Origin of the sequence: Clostridium sp. AM27-31LB, assembly GCF_003480745.1 — a bacterium.
Classification (GTDB): domain Bacteria; phylum Bacillota; class Clostridia; order Lachnospirales; family Lachnospiraceae; genus Butyribacter; species Butyribacter intestini.
The window spans coordinates 35,563-56,873 of the sequence record NZ_QUJS01000003.1 but is presented as its reverse complement, the minus strand read 5'-3'; the positions used below and the strand labels follow the sequence as shown (position 1 = coordinate 56,873).

At 37.3% G+C, this 21,311-nt stretch carries 16 protein-coding genes and 1 riboswitch; of the genes, 1 reads left to right on the top strand and 15 read right to left on the bottom strand.

What is annotated here, in order from left to right:
* Window positions 1–57: 57 nt before the first annotated feature.
* Window positions 58–999 carry a polysaccharide deacetylase family protein gene (locus DW721_RS05915; RefSeq protein WP_118745159.1) on the bottom strand — a complete coding sequence of 314 codons (942 nt, stop codon included), beginning with the start codon at window positions 997–999 and terminating at the stop codon, window positions 58–60.
* Window positions 1,000–1,172: 173 nt separating this feature from the next.
* Window positions 1,173–1,535, bottom strand: a complete 363-nt coding sequence (locus DW721_RS05910; protein ID WP_182436230.1) for a TIGR04086 family membrane protein — start codon at window positions 1,533–1,535, stop codon at window positions 1,173–1,175.
* Window positions 1,536–1,888: 353 nt separating this feature from the next.
* Between DW721_RS05910 and DW721_RS05905 the strand changes: the two genes are divergently transcribed.
* Entirely contained in the window at window positions 1,889–2,794 is a 906-nt protein-coding gene (locus DW721_RS05905) for a PHP domain-containing protein (protein WP_182436229.1), read from the top strand.
* 384 nt (window positions 2,795–3,178) lie between these two features.
* Here DW721_RS05905 and yajC read toward each other — a convergent pair whose 3' ends face one another.
* From yajC to DW721_RS05840, 13 genes are all read right to left on the bottom strand, one after another.
* Entirely contained in the window at window positions 3,179–3,457 is a 279-nt protein-coding gene (gene yajC / locus DW721_RS05900; protein ID WP_347560360.1) for a preprotein translocase subunit YajC, read from the bottom strand.
* Window positions 3,458–3,513: 56 nt separating this feature from the next.
* Window positions 3,514–4,647, bottom strand: coding sequence for a tRNA guanosine(34) transglycosylase Tgt (gene tgt / locus DW721_RS05895; RefSeq protein ID WP_118745155.1), 1,134 nt, complete (start codon window positions 4,645–4,647; stop codon window positions 3,514–3,516).
* Between the two features lie 164 nt (window positions 4,648–4,811).
* A complete protein-coding gene (locus DW721_RS05890) occupies window positions 4,812–5,294 on the bottom strand; it encodes a hypothetical protein (protein ID WP_022015035.1) in 483 nt (160 codons plus the stop codon).
* Window positions 5,295–5,502: 208 nt separating this feature from the next.
* Window positions 5,503–6,375 carry a class II fructose-1,6-bisphosphate aldolase gene (gene fba, locus DW721_RS05885; RefSeq protein ID WP_055945734.1) on the bottom strand — a complete coding sequence of 291 codons (873 nt, stop codon included), beginning with the start codon at window positions 6,373–6,375 and terminating at the stop codon, window positions 5,503–5,505.
* A gap of 235 nt (window positions 6,376–6,610) precedes the next feature.
* Window positions 6,611–7,444 carry a patatin family protein gene (locus DW721_RS05880; RefSeq protein WP_118745154.1) on the bottom strand — a complete coding sequence of 278 codons (834 nt, stop codon included), beginning with the start codon at window positions 7,442–7,444 and terminating at the stop codon, window positions 6,611–6,613.
* Window positions 7,441–8,220: a hypothetical protein gene (locus tag DW721_RS05875; RefSeq protein WP_118745153.1), complete on the bottom strand. Its 780-nt coding sequence runs from the start codon at window positions 8,218–8,220 to the stop codon at window positions 7,441–7,443. The genes DW721_RS05880 and DW721_RS05875 overlap by 4 nt, the downstream gene beginning before the upstream one ends.
* Window positions 8,221–8,270: 50 nt before the next feature.
* Window positions 8,271–8,669: a putative toxin-antitoxin system toxin component, PIN family gene (locus DW721_RS05870; protein ID WP_055945728.1), complete on the bottom strand. Its 399-nt coding sequence runs from the start codon at window positions 8,667–8,669 to the stop codon at window positions 8,271–8,273.
* The gene (locus DW721_RS05865) at window positions 8,666–8,926 is read right to left on the bottom strand and encodes an AbrB/MazE/SpoVT family DNA-binding domain-containing protein (protein ID WP_118500037.1); all 261 of its coding nucleotides are present in this window, start codon (window positions 8,924–8,926) and stop codon (window positions 8,666–8,668) included. The genes DW721_RS05870 and DW721_RS05865 overlap by 4 nt, the downstream gene beginning before the upstream one ends.
* A 325-nt stretch (window positions 8,927–9,251) precedes the next feature.
* On the bottom strand, window positions 9,252–9,965 hold the full coding sequence (locus DW721_RS05860) for an IMP cyclohydrolase (protein ID WP_022015039.1): 714 nt from the start codon (window positions 9,963–9,965) through the stop codon (window positions 9,252–9,254).
* 84 nt (window positions 9,966–10,049) lie between these two features.
* Window positions 10,050–11,228: a phosphoribosylaminoimidazolecarboxamide formyltransferase gene (locus tag DW721_RS05855; protein WP_118745152.1), complete on the bottom strand. Its 1,179-nt coding sequence runs from the start codon at window positions 11,226–11,228 to the stop codon at window positions 10,050–10,052.
* A gap of 270 nt (window positions 11,229–11,498) precedes the next feature.
* Window positions 11,499–11,578: riboswitch (ZMP/ZTP riboswitch) on the bottom strand.
* 20 nt (window positions 11,579–11,598) lie between these two features.
* A complete protein-coding gene (locus tag DW721_RS05850; RefSeq protein WP_182431515.1) occupies window positions 11,599–12,900 on the bottom strand; it encodes an FtsW/RodA/SpoVE family cell cycle protein in 1,302 nt (433 codons plus the stop codon).
* A gap of 499 nt (window positions 12,901–13,399) precedes the next feature.
* Complete coding sequence (locus DW721_RS05845; protein ID WP_118745151.1) at window positions 13,400–18,697, bottom strand: glycoside hydrolase family 43 C-terminal domain-containing protein; 5,298 nt, start codon at window positions 18,695–18,697, stop codon at window positions 13,400–13,402.
* A gap of 204 nt (window positions 18,698–18,901) precedes the next feature.
* Entirely contained in the window at window positions 18,902–21,028 is a 2,127-nt protein-coding gene (locus DW721_RS05840; protein WP_182436228.1) for a hypothetical protein, read from the bottom strand.
* Window positions 21,029–21,311 lie beyond the last annotated feature (283 nt).

Here is a 21,311-nt window from a genome sequence, read left to right as displayed (position 1 = left end):
CCACGCTAAATTGTATTATACCATAGCAAACAGCATATTGGCAAATTTTTTTAATAACTATTTTCTTCCACTCGCATAAACTTTTCCGGCTTTCGCCTTTATTCCTTTATAATAAAACAATTCATCTATCGTTACGAGCTGATACCCCTTTTTCCTTAACCTCGGAACAAGCTTCTTTACTGCATTTGCCGTACTCGGATAAAGATCATGCATAAGTATTATATCTCCATCCTTTACATTTTTGCACTCAGCAAGAATCTTTGCTGTATTTCTCCATTTCCAGTCATCTGTATCAACACTCCAGTACATCATCGGAATTTTGATGACTTTTCTCATAAGATCACTTATATTTCCATATGGAGGTCTGATAAGCGTCGCATTACATCCTATAACTGAGCGAAGTTCTCTATTTGTCTTTCTCATCTCAGATATAAGCTGCTTTTTATTCTTTTTACTTAAATCCTCATGGTCATATGTGTGGCTTCCAATCTGGTTTCCCATGTCGTACGACTCTTTTAACACCTCTTTATATGTCTGTATTCTGTTTCCAACAACAAAGAATGTAGCCCTTGAATCATACTTTTTCAAAACCTTTAAAATCTTGGATGTAACCGGTGTGTATGGACCGTCATCAAATAACAAAGCTATCATCGGCTTGTCTTTGTCAAGATCTGTCCTTATCCACTTTTTTGCACCGACACCTGTATTCTGCGTTACGGCTTTCTTCGTAGGTGCCGGAGTTGCCGTCATGACCGGCTTCTTAGCTTTTTTTGTGTCTTTCTTTTTTATATTTTCCTGTGTATAATCTTTGCTGCCGCTGTTTCCTTTTCCATTTAATTTAATAATCGCAACAACAAACACAATAAGTATCACAACTAAAGCTATAGCCGCATTCATAAGAATAAATCTCGTCTTTTTAAGTTCACGCTCCCTGCGCCGCCTGCTTCGCACTGCTCTTTCTCTATAGCTTTCTATTCTCATTTCATCTCTGCGTTTCATAACACTCCCTGCCTTCCACTATGTTACTTTATATTCATGATAACACAATTTTTGTAATATGTGCTTACTTTTTTATTAAGTTTTATATATATTTTTAATGTTGCATTACAGTATAAAAAGATGTGATTTATTGCAACAATCCCATAATTTCAGCCGGCAATATTCTGCCGTCACTATTTATGTGAAATCATTCCACCTACCATGCCGGATGTCATACATATAATTCCATTAATAATCATACTGCTCTCAAATTTAAATGTCTTAAAAATTGCTGCACCTGCTGCTATAAGTACGGCAAAATACAATATCCCTGCCAGTATTCCCCAAAGATACCTGTTTTTTTCAAACATTTTTCCGGCAGTAAAGCCCCCCACAAGACTTACTATTATGTATGTCCCTGTGACAACGGCACTAACCATACTCTCATCTCCCGCACACTTCCATATTATTGCCGAAGCCGCAAATAATATTACCACGGTCAGTAAAATCTGAATTACCAATATTATCATATAATTTTTCACTATTTTCTCCACCATAACAACCTCCATTCTGACCGGCATACACTACCTGCAAAGCCAAATATCCCTATTGGTGTGCCCAAATGTAATAAACAACATTCACACTCTGCCTTTGCATGACTAAACATCATTTACTGTTCACACCTTTCTTTTTCATGTCTATTCATTTTTATCCTTTTTTATGTTAAACTTTTGTTATATTACATGATGTTATGCAGTCTAAGCATAAATTTGAGATGCCGCCTCAATGGAAAATCATACGAAATATAGAACTGCTTACCATCAATTATCTATATTTCGTATAAAACTTTTCTTTTGCGGCATTCCAGACAACACTATAAAAAGTACATAAAAAAGAAATGAGGCATTACATGAACAATATGATAAAAACAGTAGACTTACACACACATTCAACTTTTTCAGATGGAACATTTTCTCCGGCAGAGCTTGTTAAAAAAGCAGTTGAAAAAAATCTCGCTGCATTTGCTCTCACCGACCACGATGCAGTAGGCGGAATAGAAAGTGCGATTACCGCCATTAAAGAACAAAACGCACCCGTTCTTTTTGTTCCCGGAACTGAACTTTCTGTAGGTTATAAAGACGGAGATATTCATATGGTCGGGCTTTTTATCGACTACAAAAATCCTGCATTTACCAAAATTTCTGACCTTTTAGTTTCAAGAAGAGTTGAGAGAAACAAGGAAATGGTAGCAAAATTCAACAACGCTTCCATCAATATGACCTATGAAGAACTTCAGGAGGGCAATCCTGACACCGTTATAACAAGAGCACACTTTGCAAGATGGCTTATAAAACACGGTATTGTAAAAAATGCTGCCGAGGCTTTTGATAAATATCTCGACACACATTGTCCATTCTATGTTCCAAGAAAATATATCACTCCTGAGGAGGGTATCGAACTTATTCTCGAATCGGGCGGTGTTCCTATCCTTGCACACCCTCTCCACTATAAACTCGAAGAAAAAGAACTTGAAACTCTTATCGTCCGTCTTAAAGCTGCCGGACTTAAAGGTATGGAGGCAAAATATTCAAATCACACGGCACAGGATGAGACATATGCACGAAAACTTTGCAACAAATACGAGCTTCTTCCAAGCGGCGGCTCAGACTTCCACGGCAGTAACAAACCGGCTATAGATATGGGTACAGGCCGTGGAACATTGAGTGTTCCTTTCGAGTATCTCATTAATATTGCAAAAGCCGCAAAGCCTTCAGAATTCACAAAAAATGTTTTGGATTATGCTGAAAATGCCTAGTGTATTGACAAAGTTTGAGTTTTCAGAGAAATCACGGCAAAAAAACTTTTAGATTTTTATAGATATTTATAATTTCAAAAAAATATTTGGATTTACCAAATATTTACAACAAGAACAAAGAGTCGCTTGCGACTCTTTCGCGCTTAAGCGAAATGCGTAGCATTTATTTCTTTTCCGCGAAATGTGCATCCTCACGGAGTGTTTTTATGTTATGGGAAACGAGAAGTTTCCTATAACATAAAAAAGCTGCAAATCCACAAAGTATGTGAATTTACAGCTTTTTAAATTTTATGGATAAGTCAAACGGATATTCTGAGTCCGCTGTGCTGCCTGTTCCTAGCATTGCTTATATTGCCATACATATCTTAAATGCGGCACAACAACTTATTTCTTTGCAGTTTTAGTTTCTTCTTCCTGCTTGTCTATCTCCACGATATTTTCTTTCTTCATAGGAATACGGCAGTTCTTGTTGTTTCCAAATTCTACGATAACTACTTCATCCATAATGTCGATTACAACACCAAAAAATCCGCTTGTTGTGAGTATGCTGTCACCTACTGCAAGAGTAGATACAAGTGCATCATGCTCTTTCTGCTGCTTCTTCTGTGGTCTAATTGCAAAGAACCAGAAAATTGCAATGATAGCTGCATATATTACAACCATACTTATTATACCCTGTGTTCCACCTGCTTTTGTTGCTAACAATGTTGTTGTCAAATTCATTTTGCTTCCTCCTCAAGCTGTTCTAATTTTTTCTTTTTATATTCTTTAAAACACCCTTTTTCAATAGCATCACGAATTTCTTCCATCATGCTGTTATAGAAATAAAGGTTGTGCGTTACCATAAGTCTTAAACCAAGCATTTCCTTTGCCTTTAAGAGATGTCTTATGTAAGCTCTGCTGTACTTACGGCAGGTAGGACAGTCGCAAGTCTCATCAAGCGGTCTGTCATCAAGCTCATACTTTTTATTCATAAGGTTCATCTTACCGTGATTTGTGTAGGCATGACCGTGACGGCCATTTCTTGCCGGATATACACAGTCAAAGAAATCAACTCCACGCTCTACTGCTTCTAGAATGTTTGCAGGAGTTCCGACTCCCATAAGATATGTCGGCTTGTCCTCCGGCAGATATGGTACTGTCTTTTCGATAATATCGTACATCTCAGCATGACTTTCACCTACTGCAAGCCCTCCAAGTGCATAACCGTCAAGGTTAAGCTCTGATATTCTCTTTGCGTGTTCTACTCGTATGTCCTCAAAAGTTCCGCCCTGGTTTATTCCAAAAAGAAGCTGTGACTTATTTATCGTAGTATCAAGCAAATTAAGTCTGTCCATCTCCTTTTTACATCTCTCAAGCCATCTCGTTGTCCTGTCAACAGAATTCTGCATATACTGTCTTGTGGCAGGATGCGGAGGACACTCGTCAAATGCCATAGCTATCGTTGAAGCTATATTGGACTGAATCTGCATACTCTGTTCAGGTCCCATAAATATTTTTCTTCCGTCTATATGGGAATTAAAATAAACGCCCTCCTCTTTTATCTTTCTGAGTCCGGCAAGCGAAAAAACCTGAAATCCGCCTGAATCGGTAAGAATAGGTTTGTCCCAAGTCATAAATTTATGAAGTCCACCCATCTTTTTAACAATTTCATCACCCGGTCTGACATGAAGATGGTAAGTATTACTCAAAACAACCTGTGTTTTCAAATGCTGCAGATCCTCCGTCGAAACTGCACCTTTCATTGCTCCAACTGTTGCAACATTCATAAATACCGGTGTCTCTATCGTTCCATGTACCGTTTCAAGACGGCCTCTTTTTGCACTGCCATCTTTACATAATATCTTATACATTTTTACTCCATTCTAATAAAATCAGTTTTATTTATAAACGCTGTATTGTACGCTTTACGCACTGTCCACAATATATAATACCAAACTGCTGTCTATAGCTAAACCAGTGCTTTTTGTTCACTCTTATTTTACGGACAATAAGGATATTAACACTGTGTGAACCTTTATGTCAACCTTTCCATTATAAACTTAACTACAAAATATATAACTATAAGTGGAAGTATTATCCTAAAGAATATTCCAAGAGCGACTGCACCTAGTGCAAGAACCAGTGCTGCCACCACTATGATAATTATTATTCCCAATAATTTATCATACCATTTTAAAGAAAAACGGTTGTACCCATTATCATAATCATCTTCATAATTATTGTCATATGATGATACATTATCATAATTTCCGCGATATTCGTCTCTTGCCTGTTTTGTATAAAAATCAGCCATAGGTCCCTTTTCAGCAATAAAACTGTCTATGATAGTCCTGGCTATAAGTCTTGGATCACCAAGTTCTTCAAGCACCTGACTTTCAGCTTTATCATTATTTTCAATATAATCCCTGTAATAACTTATATTTTCATTGATAACATCAGAAGGCACATTTCCCGCCAGACTATCCCTAAGTATGGATAAAAATTCGTTTTTAGTCATATAATATAATTACTCCTTCCGGGCATTATAGCTTAAAAATTTATGGTTATAATTTTTAGACAATGCAAAAAAACTGCATTTCAGTCGGTTTTTAGATAATTTTTATATTTTATTATAAAGGAAAAACAACTTTGCAGCAATATATACTGCAAAGCTGTATGATAACTTTTCTAAGCCTTAAAATACCATTTTAATTATGGCTCACTTTTTAGTTAGCTTTTCCAACTGATCCAAAGAGTTCCATCTTCTCTTTTACAGTTGCTTTGATTGCTTCTGCACCAGGAGCAAGAAGTTTACGAGGATCAAATCCCTTTCCTTCTAAGTCCTTGCCAGCTTCGATATACTTACGTGTAGCTTCCTGGAATGCTAACTGGCACTCTGTGTTTACATTAATCTTTGCAACACCAAGAGAGATAGCTTTCTTAATCATATCAGCAGGGATTCCTGTACCACCGTGAAGAACGAGAGGCATATCTCCTGTCTTAGCCTGGATAGCATCAAGTGTCTCAAAGCTGAGTCCTGCCCAGTTTTCAGGATATTTACCATGAATATTTCCGATACCTGCTGCAAGCATTGTAACACCAAGGTCTGCAACTTTCTTACACTCATCAGGATCTGCACACTCACCGGCACCGATAACTCCGTCTTCTTCTCCACCGATTGAACCTACTTCAGCTTCAAGAGAAAGACCAAGAATATTACATGTATTTACTAATTCTGTTGTTTTCTGAACATTTTCATCGATTGGAAGGCTTGAACCATCAAACATGATTGAAGAAAATCCTGCATTGATACAAGCTTTTGCACCTTCAAATGAACCGTGGTCAAGGTGAAGTGCTACAGGAACAGTAATGTCTAATTCCTCGAGCATTCCCTCTACCATACCTACGACTGTTTTATAACCACACATATACTTTCCTGCACCTTCAGATACACCAAGGATAACAGGTGACTGTAATTCCTGTGCTGTCTGTAAAATAGACTTTGTCCACTCTAAGTTGTTGATGTTAAACTGACCTACTGCGTACTTACCAGCTTTAGCTTTTGTAAGCATTTCTTTTGCTGAAACTAATCTACTCATTTTAAAATCCTCCATCTTTAGACTTGTCCCTGATGTATAGCAGGAACTTTATTTTCCCAAAACCTTTTAAACAAGGCTTTCTAGGCTTAACTTTTCTCAATCAGTTTTATTATATACTATTTCTTATAAAAATCAAATCATTTTTTATATTGTGCCATCTTTCTGCCATAAAAAGATAATTTATAATGCAATAAAACAGTTGATTGTATTACAATATATTTTTATAGCAGAACCGTTACTCTATAAACTTTATCTTTTCCATATTAGCTTTTGCGACTTCTTTTCCCATCTCATATGTTTTTCTTAATGTGCTAACATCACTTTCAAGACTGTTTAGTTTACAGCGTGGTCTGAGTATTACTGCCTTGCCTGCTTTTTCGAGCTTTTCGCACATTTTTACAGACTCATTGTATTTGTCACATCTGTTAAGAAGTTCCTCTGCTATCTTTGGATATTTTAATTTCATTATCTTTGCTATGTTTTTTTCTGATTTTCTTGGAGTTTTCACAAATCCGTCAGGCTGTGTAAGGACTATAAGCATCTTGTCACAACCATCCTCAAGGCATTTATCTATTGGAATGGGATTTGAAAGTCCCCCGTCATAATATTTTCTGCCATTTATCTTTGCCGGCGGACACGCACCCGGTAATGCACAGGTTGCACAAAACACCTCGAATGTCTCGTCCACATCATTCTGGTTAAAATAATGTACCTTGCCGGTTTTCGCATCCGTCGTAACTATTACAAAGCTGCCTTTATAATCTTTGAAAGTTTTCATATCGAACGGGTCAAGACTGTTTGGTATCTCTCTGAACACAAAGTCAAGCCCAAATATACTTCTTTCTTTTATAAAATTTCTTTTACTTAAATACCTTTTATCATTGCGATATTTTTCAAGTATCCTTATGTTTCTCTCTTTCTGCTTTGAAATATATGATGCAGCATCCGCCGCACCTGCTGAAACACCTATACAATACGGAAAAATAATATCCTCTTCCAGTAATGCATCCATCACTCCGCAACTGAAAACCGGTCTGAACGAACCACCCTCAAATAATACTCCTGTCATGAATTTTCCTCTACGATCTTTCTTATATTTTCATCGCCTGTCACCTGATACAAAACTTCCATACATTCTAATCCGGAAGCCTTGTCCCCCTGCTCCAGTTCAAGCTGTCCTGCCCTGAAAAGTATAGCAAGCGTTGTCTCTGATATACCGACAGGCAGTTTAAGTTTCTTTACATCCTTTTGTATCTGCTCAACAGTATATTCCGGGCACTCCCTGCCAAGAGCAGTTTCAAGGAAGTTAATCTCACTGTCGGCAGTCTTGCTGTGACTGAACATATTGCTGTATGTATATAGCATCATTGCCTTTTCGGGCTCTTTTTTCTCCACATAATAATAAGCTATATTTCGATAATAACGGGCAATATCCGCCCTCGTATATATAAATTTGTGAAGTTCTTTTGTCGTTTCTTTAAGTTTTTTAAGTTCCCCAAGCTGTTTTAAGCACTCGGTCTTTTCCCAGTAAATATCCATATCGACCCGATTCCACTCCGCTGCCTTCTCCAGTTTTTCATATGCTTTGTCAAAATGCATCCTCTCCATATATTTTTTTGCAAGAGAATGATACATACGATGCATGGGATACCTCACCGCCTCATAATCTCTCGTCTTAAAATAATATTCAAACAGATAAAACTCTAAAATATGATTTGCACACAAAACAGTTCTGCCATCTGTTTTAAGTGTATCTGCTATCGCATCAACCATTTCCGATGCTTTTTCGAGTTTGTTGCTTTTCTGGTACTGCTGAAATAATTTTATGTTTTCTTCGATGTTCATAGCGGTGCCTCCTCTTGTTGTGGTTTGTAAATTTCTCTATAAAAATATTGCTAAATATATTTTTCGATAAACTCTCCGGGAGTAATTATCTCTGGTTTTTCTATATTTACATCAGAAAAATCCTTGTCTCCCGTAATCAATATATCCACATCCTCTATTATTGCCGTATATAAAACCGGATAGTCTTTACAGTCTCTTATATTAAAAAGAGTTTCATCCATTTTCTTAGGTGTATAAACATATTCATAGCTCATTACCATGAGTAACTTTTCTATCGCATATTCCTTAGCAGGAAACTTGCGTTTTACAACGCTTTTTAGTTCTTCAACTACATAAGAAGATAAAACGAGCTGATGTTGTGTAAAAATATAATCCATCATATCATTCATTCTTTTACTCGGAAATAATAATGCTGATATAATCACATTTGTATCAAGCATAATTCTCATCTGTCCACAACACCCTCTTTCCTCAATTCTTTAATCATATTTACAACATCTTCATCATCTCTAAGTCCTACTCTGTCAGCTTCACCCGCAAATTCCATCTGAGCTTCTCTGAAAGCATCCATTGATGAATTTATCATATATATTCTTCCTGCTTCTTCAACAAACAACACTTTATCACCATTTTTCAGACCAAGCTTTTTACGAATATCAATAGGAATTGTTACCTGCCCCTTAGATGTAACTTTTGCTAAATCCATCTTTCTTCCTCCCTTCACTGTAAGAAATCCCTTACTTTCATTGTAATATCAGTATAATCATTTCCGATATAAATAGCAACTTATATCTTTATTCTGCCTGATGTGAAAATCTATATTCATCATCCAATATACAACTCATGTGTTTTACAACTCTTTCCTCTTTCCCGTCACTACATTTAGAAATGAGATAAGAACAATCTCTTAATTCTTGAAATATTACTTCTCATTTTAAAAAGAAAATAGTCTGAGCGGTTAAACTCAGACTTAAATTTTCTTATATAAAATTGCAATTCATAATCATTGAACTAATAAAATCAAACAACGCTTATTTATTCTTATTATAAATCTTACTCTCAAATGTTCCGTCTTCAATGTTTATAAATCTGATAAAAAGCGATACCTTATTATCTTCATTTAAGCTGTTCCATACAAGCTCGCCAAACTCGTCCATATCATTTGGTATCTCAACAAGCTTTGGCTCTCCCTCAAAACTTGGAAGAGGATTTCCATCATGCATATATGTATGGATAAATCTTCCCTCGCCTGCGACCGGATTTTCATAGTCAAATGTAAATCTGTTGCAGCAGTCAGGATTTCCGTTATTGCTTTTAAGGATAGACATTGAATAGTCAAATCCGCCGTCTTCCACATGAAGTATAGCTGAAATCCTAGGTGTGAAGTTTGGCTCATCAGGCTCAAACTCTCTTGTGCAGAGTGACTGTTCAAATGTAGAACCATCCTGCATAAGCTCATATACCGTATCTGTCTGGTCACCGTTTGTAACTATTGTGTCATTGCCAAGAACACGGACAGGTGCGTATATTATAAGACTTGGGTCTGTAAGCTTTGACGGGTCAAAAGCCTGTGTGCGTATTCCGTCGCCATCTGTCACAAATACCCTGTTTCTGCTGTTTTCACTTCTGCCCATGATAAAATATGCGATTGCTGCGTGCTTTCCGTCAGCAGTCTTTCCGACAACAATGCCTCTACCCGGATATGTATTTGAAGCGAGTTCATTATTTAAAGATACTTTTTCCATAAAAACCTCCGTTTTTTCCGTAATGTACTCTCGAAATCTTCTGAACGAAAAATTCGAGATGAATTTTTTTACGATTGTTACATCTTAGTGATGGAATAATCTAAGTCCGGTGAATGCCATGAGTATTCCAAATTCGTTGCAGGCATCAATTACAGACTGGTCATTCTTTGAGCCGCCTGCCTGTGCAACATACTTGACACCACTCTTGTTTGCACGCTCGATGTTGTCACTGAATGGGATAAACGCATCTGAACCGAGTGTAACTCCGTCAAGATTTTTAATCCACTCCGCACGTTCCTCTCTTGTCATAGGTTCAGGCTTCTCTGTGAAGAACTGCTCCCATTTGCCGTCTGCAAGAACATCCATATATTCATCTGAAAGATATACATCTATAGTATTATCCCTGTCAGGTTTTCTGATGTCATCCTTAAAAGGAAGATTAAGTGCTTTTGGTGACTGGCGTAAGAACCACTTGTCTGCTTTATCCCCTGCAAGTCTTGTACAATGGATGCGCGACTGCTGTCCTGCACCAATACCGATTGCCTGTCCGTCTTTTACATAACATACTGAATTTGACTGTGTATATTTAAGTACGATATTTGCAATTATCATATCATTTAATGCATCTTCTGAGAGTTCTTTCTTCTCAGTTACAATATTTGCAAAAAGTTCCTTTGTTGTCTTGACCGTGTTGTGTCCCTGCTCAAATGTGATTCCGAATACATCTTTTGTCTCAAGCGGTGCTGCTTCATAATCAGGGTCAATCTTGATAACACAGTAATTTCCACGCTTTTTGCCCTTAAGTATCTCAAGTGCTTCGTCCGAATATGACGGTGCAATGATGCCATCTGAAACAAGCGACTTAAGATATTTTGCCGTTGCTTCGTCACACTCATCTGAGAGTGCCACAAAATCACCGAAAGATGACATTCTGTCAGCTCCTCTTGCTCTGATGTAAGCTGTCGCCATAGGAGTAAGTTCTATATCATCATCTACGAAATAAACCTTTTTCATAGTGTCCGTAAGAGGTACATCTATAGCGGCTCCGGCAGGACTTACATGCTTAAATGAAGCTGCTGCGACATGACCTGTAGCCTCTTTTACCTCCTTAACAAGCTGCCAGCTGTTAAAAGCATCCAGAAGATTTATATATCCCGGCTTTCCGTTTAAAACCTCAAAAGGCAAGTCACTTCCATCTTTCATAAATACTCTTGCTGGTTTCTGATTTGGATTGCATCCGTATTTTAACTGAATTTCGTTCATTAAATATCTCCTTTCGTAAATGAAATATATAGGTGATTGCGAAACTAATTATAGGTTGTGTTAATTGCACAGATATAACAAATAATATCGTCGGCACGCTTTCGCTATGTTGTCGTTCGTAACAGTACATAAATCAGCAAAAAACGCTGATTAAGTGCTGACGACGACAAAAATGCCGACTAACACTATTTGTTATACCTGCACAATTTAATGAAGTTTTATGATAGTTTCGCAAATGCCTAATGAAAAAAAAACCGACACTTCCGGGAACTTTTCTGCCCAGACGGTCGGCTGTCAAACTGTTATACTCCCTGTGGTCACTTCCACTTCCGTCAGTCATATAACTAAATTTAGTTTATCATAATTTATTTCACTCTGCAAGTTCTTTTTCTTCTATTATCTGCTTTGCTTTTCTCTTTACTTTAGCTTTGAAATGCTCCCTGTCTACTGCAAGAGCGAGTCCCATCTCCGCCATCGTAAATACAACTGCTGAACCTCCATAACTTATAAATGGCAGTGATACGCCTGTGTTTGGTATTATCATAAGAACGACAAATATATTTACAACAACCTGGAGTGCTATATGTATCGCAATGCCTGCAACCATAGCACGACCAAATACCGTTTCTGCTCTCCCTGCTATCTTAAACAACTGATAAATAAGGTATATAAACATCATTATCAGTATCCCTGCACCAAGTATCCCAAGTTCTTCACATATAACGGCAAATATCATATCGTTCTGTGCCTCAGGAATTTTAGAAAGCTTCTGGACACTGTTTCCAAGTCCTTTTCCGGAAAATCCTCCTGATGCAACCGCATAGAGTGCCTGGAGGGACTGATAACTCTCATCATCCGCATATTTAAGCGGTGCAAGCCATCCCAAAAAACGCCTGGTTCTGAAACTGTAATCCTTGGGATTTACATTCAATTTGATAAGATTTCTAAGGTGATTTATATAATAATATACACCGACACCTCCGGCTGCAACAACTCCAATATGTATCTTCCAAAATGGAGTCATAATAAAAGTCATTCCGAAAATTATACCGCCGATTATAATGGCTGAGGAAAGATTGGAACTGACTTTAAATAAAAAAAGTACCGAAAGCATTGACGGAATCCATATAAATAACAACACTCTTATTTTGTTTCTGTGATTGATATATTTTGATATCATTGCTGCGACCCACAGAATAATGAGTATCTTTGATACCTCAGCAACCTGCAGTGAAAGCGGTCCTATCTTTATCCATCTAACTGCACCCTTTGCCGCAACTTTAAGCGGTGAAAATAATGTAAGAGTCACAACTATCGACATGATATATATAAGCCATGATAAAGATATTTTTTTATTTTTTAAAGCTTTTATATTCTTAAACAAATGAGATTTTGAAAAACGATAAATATATAATTGATTATAATTACACAAGCGTATGACAAGCATAACACCAAATCCCAGAACAACATTAAATATCTGCTTCTTTGCAAAATACATACCATCGTAATTGTATTTTGGACTCAGACTGCAATTATAGCTTGATGCACTGTATATCATGATAATTCCAAATACATTCAGCATGAAAAGAATCATGATTACTTTTATGTCAACTCTTTCCTGACTGTCTATATATGAAGCAAGCGCACGTCTTGCTGATGGTTTTCTAAGCATTCGCCTGCCACCTCCGGATAATAGTATCATTTCATAATGATATTGACAGCAATCTTTATGCAGAGCATAGCACTATCTGTTCCAGACCCCTGTATCATATAATTTAACACAAAAAAAACATAAAGTCCATTATAAATCACAATCTGACTGACAATTCGTAACAGTTCAGCCAAAAAAAGATAAGTCAATAATACACGAGCTTGCTCGATGTATTATTGGCTTGTTTTTTTGGGCGGAATAGCCTTTCATTTCTGAAATGAGTAAACATAAGCTGCAAAGCAGCGACTGACAGCTCGCTGGCAGGTTTATGAATGTAAGAAATGCAAGGCTGAACTGTTACGACAATTCAGATAAAAATGGCAAAACAGGCAATACAATGAACTTGTTCATTGTATTGCCTGTCATATTTTTATATTGGAACTTTTACCAAACAATAACATTTATTATCGCTGTTACTTTATTGGATTTTTAGTTCCAAAACAAGTTTTATAAAATTTTGCTATTTAACGGTAACTTTAATCGTCTTAGCCGCCGCCTTATACTTAGAAGTCTTTTTACTTGTTATCTTAATGGAAACCTTTCCCTTTTTCTTAAGTGCTTTTATCGTGAGTTTATTCTTCTTAAATTTAACTTTAACAATCTTTGCATACTTCTTTGAAAGTTTTGCCATTGAAAGTTTTGCTTTTGAGTTCACTGAAACTGAAAGTTTAACAGTTTTCTTTCTCTTAACGGTTACGGAAGATACTTTCTTCTTTCCTTTCTTAACCGTAATGGCTGCACTCTTAAGCTTCTTTGTTGCCGGTTTCTTTGTTGCCGGTTTCTTTGACGGTGCCACCGTCGGAGTCTGTACAGGCTCTGTACTTGGTGATACTGATGGTGTAGCAGCCGGTTCATTGCTTGGTGAAACCGTCGGCTTTGCCGATGGGTTTGTCGTTGGTTTCTGTGTAGGTACTTCTGTCGGTTTTACTGTCGGAGTCTGACTTGGCACATCTGTCGGTTTTGTTGTTGCCGACGAACCTGGTGCAGGAGTCTGACTTGAAGTCGGTTTCTGCGATGGAGTAACCGTCGGGGTTACTGTTGGAGTAGGGGTAGGTGTTGAAACCGGATTTTTTGTCCACACGGCATATAAACTTATAGTTCCACCTGTCTCCGCAAGCTTCTTATCAATGCTTTGTTCATCATTATATATAACTGTTCCATTTGCTGTTTCTGCCCAGCCTGCAAATGTATATCCGGTTCTTGAAAATCTACACTTACTAAGTTTGAACTTAGTATTATTTAATGCTATCTGATTCGACATTGAGCCACTTCCGCCATTTGAGTTAAACTTAATTGTAAACCGATGCGTATCCTCCCATACCGCATACAATATAACTGTCTGATTTTTTTCTGCAAGGTCTGTTAAAATTTCCTGTGCATTTTTGTATAAGACAATTCCATCTTTTGTTGTTGCCCATCCGCTAAACTTGTAACCGCTGCGAACATATGTGTTTTCTATAAGTCGTATTCCACAGCCTGGTTTTCCATACTGTAAAATCTCCTCTCCCGCAGCTCCATTTGCATTGTATTTTACAGTATATGAATCTTCTTTCCAAACCGCATACAATACAACCGCCTCTGTTGCTTCTGCAAGATTTTTTACACTCTGCTCATCCTTATAGTCAACTGCTCCATCAGGAGTTTTAGACCATCCGATAAATTCATATCCGTCGCGAGTAAATTCATTCTTTTTGAGCTTCTGCGACTCATCAACAGTAAATTCCTGTGTTTCTATAGTCGTTCCTGCTGCTACATGATTAGGACTGTAACATACTGAATATTTTTGGCTTGCAGCTGCTTCATAGATACGGACATTATCAAATCCTGCAACACCCTGATATCTTCCACTCAGATACCATAATCCTTTCACATCTGAGATACTGCTCATTGCAATATCCATTGTCTTAAGTGTCTTTCCTGATGCATCCTTTATATCTAATGTGACCTTTTTGTTGGTCTTATCAACAGTCGTCTTAAAATGTGTCCATGTATTCTTTGCAATAGTTACTGTATCTGTCTTTGCTGTTGAAGCCGTACTTCCTGATGAAATCTTCCAATTTGTGGAATTTGTTGTGTCTAAACTCCACAGATATGAAGTATTTGCCAACGCACTATTTGTCTTATTATAATCTGACGCAGCCAATGCCATCTGCGAAGCCTGACCATTTCCAGCCGTAAGCTTTGTATCAAACTCAACTACATATTTGTCAGGCAATGTAACATTTCCAAATGAAGTGTATGCACTTCTTGAGTTCTGTGCTCCCGGTGCAAACTGCACATACCCCTTATATGCATCGTCACTCTCACCTGCTAATGTAAGCGAGTTCTGTGCACTTGTTGATGTCCATCCTGCCGTCTTTGCATCCGTATCTGCATTATAATTCTTGAAGAATATACTCTGCTGCTGCATGGCTTTTTCCTGAATCTGCTCAGCATTTTTTGAATTGACAAGTTCTTCCTTTTCTGAATTATATAATGCTGCAACATCACCTATATTCAATGCCCTGCTGTAAATTCGTACATTATCCATATATGCCGGAGCCGAACCCCAGAAAGAGCCGTGTCCAAGATAAAACTTATCTGATGATGAAATGACACTAAGCATATCCTCGGCAGCATCTGCATATGATGAACCTGCATATAATGTATATTTAGATTTATCGCATACAAACTTTCCATCAACATATATTCCAAAATTACTCTTTCCAAGTGATACTGTTACATAGTGCCACTGATTTGTCGAAATATTCCCTGTAGTTTTGTCAGCCCTATTAAAATCAAACCACTTATTGATTCCATTCACCGTTCCGTTATATCCAAGATATGCATTCGGAGTAAAAAATACTCTGCCGTCTTTTGAATCAGATGAATCAGTATCATAAAAGCTCCAGAGTGCATCCCACAAATCTTCACTCGGACAATTTACCCACTGTGAAACAGTCACTCCACTTAATGTTTTTCCTTTTAACGGATTACTAAATTCTGTATAACTTTCATTTCCATTAGCACCAAATCCCTGGTTTAATACATTTCCGCTTCTGTCCTTATTATATTCAATAGTAGGAGTAGTTCCTGAACCGCGTTTTTTCGCTGTACCTGTCTGAGTCGTATCAGCTTCATTTCTAAGTCCATTCTCAAATGTATAATTTGCTTCAAGACCAGAATCTTTATCAGCCATTTTATCTGTTGTTACAATAGTTTCATATGTCTTTTTTGTTGAATAATTATTATAGGTTATAGTTGCTGTCAGTGTCACTTTTACATCCTTTGAAGCATCAATAACCTCACCCTTATCAGACATTACCGATGTATCAGAAGATGACCAGCTTATCTTAGAACCATTATCTCCGTTTGTAGGAAGCGAAAGGTCTACATATGTTTTTTCAGGAACAGTTACTTTCATCATTCCTGCATCTTTTATGACTATTGCTTCATCTGTATAACCTTTTGTTCCCCAGAAAGTTACATTGTTATTTCCAACGGTTGTAAAACACATTGTTTCGTATGCAGTGCCTTCTATCTTCTGTTTTATAAATACCCCCTGATAAACAACTCCACCCGCTACGATAGTCACGTATGGCCCGTCTTCTGACTGCACCCATGAACCTGAATAATCACCTGTAACAGTTCCATTTTTATTAAGCTTGATAGTTTCTTCATTGCAACATTCAAGGTTATTATTGTCAACCTTTTGTTTGTGTAATATAACTTTGTATTCTCCTTCTACTTCATCATTGCTATATGCAGACTTAGATAATGTCTCGCCGGAATACTCAAACGGTGTCGCAACAAGACCTCCGTTTTTAGCCTTAAATAACTGATGCACTCTTACCTGATGTCCCTCAGTTCCATCATTAAATCGTGTATGATAAACAACATATGCTTTTCCATCGTCATCTGCTACCGCTGAATTATGACCCTCTGCTACACGCCCTTTGTCAAGATAACTCCACTTATAATATGACATAAGACGCTCACCGACAACTCCGTTTGTATTTCCCGCATCTGTGCTTGTAGTATCGGACTGACTAGTACCATATCTCGCATCATTTCCAGCCACATCCTTATATGGACCATTTATTTTGTCTGATGCAAAAACACGCATATTATATCCGCCCTTTGCAGCAAAACCACCATATGAAACAAATAAATAATATTTACTTCCTATTTTTTCTATATAAGAAGCTTCTCCTGATTTCTGATTTCCACCTGCAAGCTTATATCCCATGTAAGGGTCACTCTCATTATCTTTATATGTATGCCCAATCGAAGCATCACGAAGTCCTGTACTTGTACTAAGTTCAAACATCCAGATACCACCTGACCATGAGCCATAACTCATCCAAAGTTTTCCTTCTGAGTCATATGTTACACAAGGGTCAATAGCGTGTGCCCCGTAATAATTATTCCAATTTGTCTCACTACATACATTTTTGCCATCATTGTATGAAGGTTTATATGAGCCCCTTTTGTAGTGTTCTGAAATAAACTTTTTAGCATTTTCATCCGAACCAACTACATTCGCAAAGTCTGTATCCTTATAATCATGAACTCCTGACTCAGTAAATCCAGAATACACAACTGTACCTCTTTTTGTCCAATCACCATCCAAATCATCTGATGTAAGAAGTACAATGCTTGAGTTCCATGAGTTACCATTTATACTCATATACATACACCATGCTCCCTTTGAACCGTCCGAATTAACGTAATCAGGATTCCATATTACATCAGGTGCCCATAAATTTCCATCCCACTGGTATGATGCATCACCCTGCTTAGCCCAGTTGAACGCATCTTTAAACAAAGCCTGACAAGTCGTGTCATTATTTATATTATTCTGAAAATAGTTCCAATTCTGCATATCGGTCGACCATGCAAAAGCTCTGTGCGAACCAAATATAAAATAAACCTTTTTTCTTGTTTTAGCAGTATTCTGAACACCATATATTTTTACATTTTTATTCCCCGTATATTTAGTATCAGTATAACCTATTACAACAGATGGATCATGTACTGTTACATGATTTTTCTGATTACTGCTGTTGAAATATGTATTATATTTACTCTGAACTTCAGAAGCTAAAATCTCTGTCGGTTCTGATGATTCAGTTGTATTATCAGTCATGTCTACAGCTTTAATATTTGAAAGAGTACATTTTTCTCCTGTAAGATGCATTCCGACAGTATCTTCAAACTTACCAAATTCAATCGTATTTCTCAATGAGTAAACTTTTGAATTATCTTTATTATCGACAATATTATATTTCAATACAACTGACCTTTCTGCCCTATGAATATCTACCGTAACACTGGCATCTTCCATAGATTTTGCAAAGTCATCCCACACAAAATTTATATTATCCCATGTCGCTTTTGAGCCATCATTATTATGGTTATATTTATCACCACCATAAAACCAGCCATAATTATCAGCTCTTGCAGTATATCCGCTGTTTTCCCCATTGTTTGTATCCCATATTTCAACAGCAAAATTAAACCAATTTGCAGATGAATCTTTAGTTTTATTCGTAAATGTATAACGAACATCGAAATTACCACTTAAATATTCATCCCCTGATTTATTAGTGAATCCTGTATCAATATCGACAATATCAGATGTATTTTCACCAAATTTGCTTTTTTCATCCGCTTTTACAGTCTGGACAATGTTCTTTGATGAATACGGCACTGCCGTAAGTGCAATCACTGCTGACATGGCAATAGCTACCGCTTTTTTAATCTTATGTCTTACCATATGCTTATCTCCTTTTCAATACTTTGCAATTTTTTGTGATGTTGGATTCAAAATGTATTTTGCAAGATGTTAAGATCATACATTGCAATCTGCTTTTAACCCGGATATCACTTTATTTTTTTAATGTAAGAAATCACAAGGAGGAGCTGACTTTATGTCAACTCCCCCTCAATGTACATAAATAATATCTTTTTTGAAAATTTTTTATTTTTTAACAGTAACCTTAATCTTCTTTGTTGCTGCCTTATACTTAGATGTCTTCTTACTTGTAATCTTAATAGAAACTTTTCCTTTCTTAAGACCCTTTATAGTAAGTTTGTTTTTCTTAAATGTTACCTTTGCAATCTTAGCATTCTTCTTAGAAAGTTTTGCTACTGAAAGTTTTGCTTTTGAGTTTACTGAAACTGCAAGCTTAACTGACTTCTTTGTCTTAACAGTCACTGAAGAAACTTTCTTCTTGCCATTTTTAACAGTAATTGTTGCACTCTTAAGTTTCTTTGCCGGTTTCTTTGTATTACTTGGTTTCTTTGTAGGTGCTACAGTTGGTTTAGCTGTTGGCTCTGTGCTTGTTCCCGGTGCCGGTTTTGCACTTGTTCCCGGTGCTGGTGTTGCACTTGTTCCCGGTGCCGGTTTTGTGCTTGTTCCTGGTGCCGGTTTTGCACTTGTTCCCGGTGCTGGTGCTGCACTTGTTCCCGGTGCTGGTGTTGCACTTGTTCCCGGTGCTGGTGTTGCACTTGTTCCCGGTGCTGGTGCTGCACTTGTTCCCGGTGCTGGTGCTGCACTTGTTCCCGGTGCTGGTGTTGCACTTGTTCCCGGTGCTGGTGTTGCACTTGTTCCCGGTGCTGGTGCTGCACTTGTTCCCGGTGCTGGTGCTGCACTTGTTCCCGGTGCTGGTGTTGCACTTGTTCCCGGTGCTGGTGTTGCACTTGTTCCCGGTGCTGGTGCTGCACTTGTTCCCGGTGCTGGTGCTGCACTTGTTCCCGGTGCTGGTGTTGCACTTGTTCCCGGTGCTGGTGTTGCCTCTGTTCCTGGTGCTGGTGTTGACTCCGCTGGAGCAGGTGCAAATTTTAGATTATCTATCGTACACTGTTCACCTGTTAAAGAAAGATATGCTTTCTTTCCCTCTTCTACTGGAATTGTAGCAGTGTAGCCTATACCATTATTTAAGTATGTAAGGATAACTTTATTACCCTCTCTCTTAACAGTTCCTGTTACTTCTGTACCTGCTTTATTAGCATCAACCCATGGTTTCCAAGCTTCTGTTATTTTAGCGTTGTTTTCATCATCAATAGCTTTTTTCTCATCTGCATTTGCACCATCAGGGTATGCTTTTGTTTCAACTGTCGGAATACCTGTTGTTTTAAGGCTTCCTGATGTTTCATTTACAGTATCTGCTCCAGTAATAACAAAGCAATCTGACCTTATAACCGAATATTCTTTATACAAATTCTTTGAAGTAGTCGGTTTATAAAGACCACCATCCACTGATGTAAACACTACTGTTGTTGGTGTATTCCATCTAAGATCTGTAGACTCATTTGTTGTTGTTTTGAAAGAAAACTTCTGTGCATCTTCCGTAATTTCAACACCATTACTCCAATTAGTCCACCATCCGTCACATTTCACCTGACCGAAAGTAGTTGTCTTGTCGGTGTCAGAGTAAGTACCTGCAACTGACTTCAACCTTGTCTGCTCGTTTGACAGTTCCATTTTCATATCTATTGGCAGTCCTGATATTGTACATAACTCACCTGTAACTGCAAAATATGTCTCTTTTCCTTCATCAGCTATAAATGAAAACTCTGATACACTTGTATAATCACCTGCAACAACTGTATATTTAATCGTAACCTTATTAGATGAATCTTTCTGATATTCTACAGTAGCTTTTCCTTCTTCTTTACAAGCCTTTAACCACTCATTCCAATCACTTGGATATGTTTTATTAATTGTTATATTTTTTGATGCATCTGTTTCAGTTGTACCCTCAGCATCAACCCAGCAATCAGACCTTACATTTGCATAATGTTTATAATTTGTATTTTTACTCTCATAAATTCCATCATCAGATGTATAAACCAACAACACCGGCGTATCCCAATTTAATGTTGCAGTCTCATATGTCTTAAATGTAAAATTCAAAGTTTGCTTATCTGTTGTAACTTTCTTTCCAGCAGTATACGCAGCTAAATAATTTGGCTCATCCAAACTAAATGTTTCACCGGTAGTCTCATCCGCCTGTGCTACTACTACATCTCGATAAACCGCTGGAACTGATGACATTCCAACAACAGCAGCCATTGCGATTGCTAAAAGTTTTGTCTTTCTCATAAAATGTCTCCTCCTATAATCTTTTTAATTCTTTAATTTTTTTCTCAACCTTGGTCCTTAATCTATCTCCAGATTTCAACCAAAAAGTATTCCAGAAAGCCTTTAAATTTTTCTAAAATACTTTACATTATTTTGGATAACCTAAGAATACCATAAATTAGTAATTAGTGTCAACAGATTTTTAACTGTATGTTAATTTTTTGTAAACTTTTAACAAATCATGCATTTTTTGTTCATTTTTGCTTTTTGTAAACTATTTTATTCAAATGTATAGAACCATAAT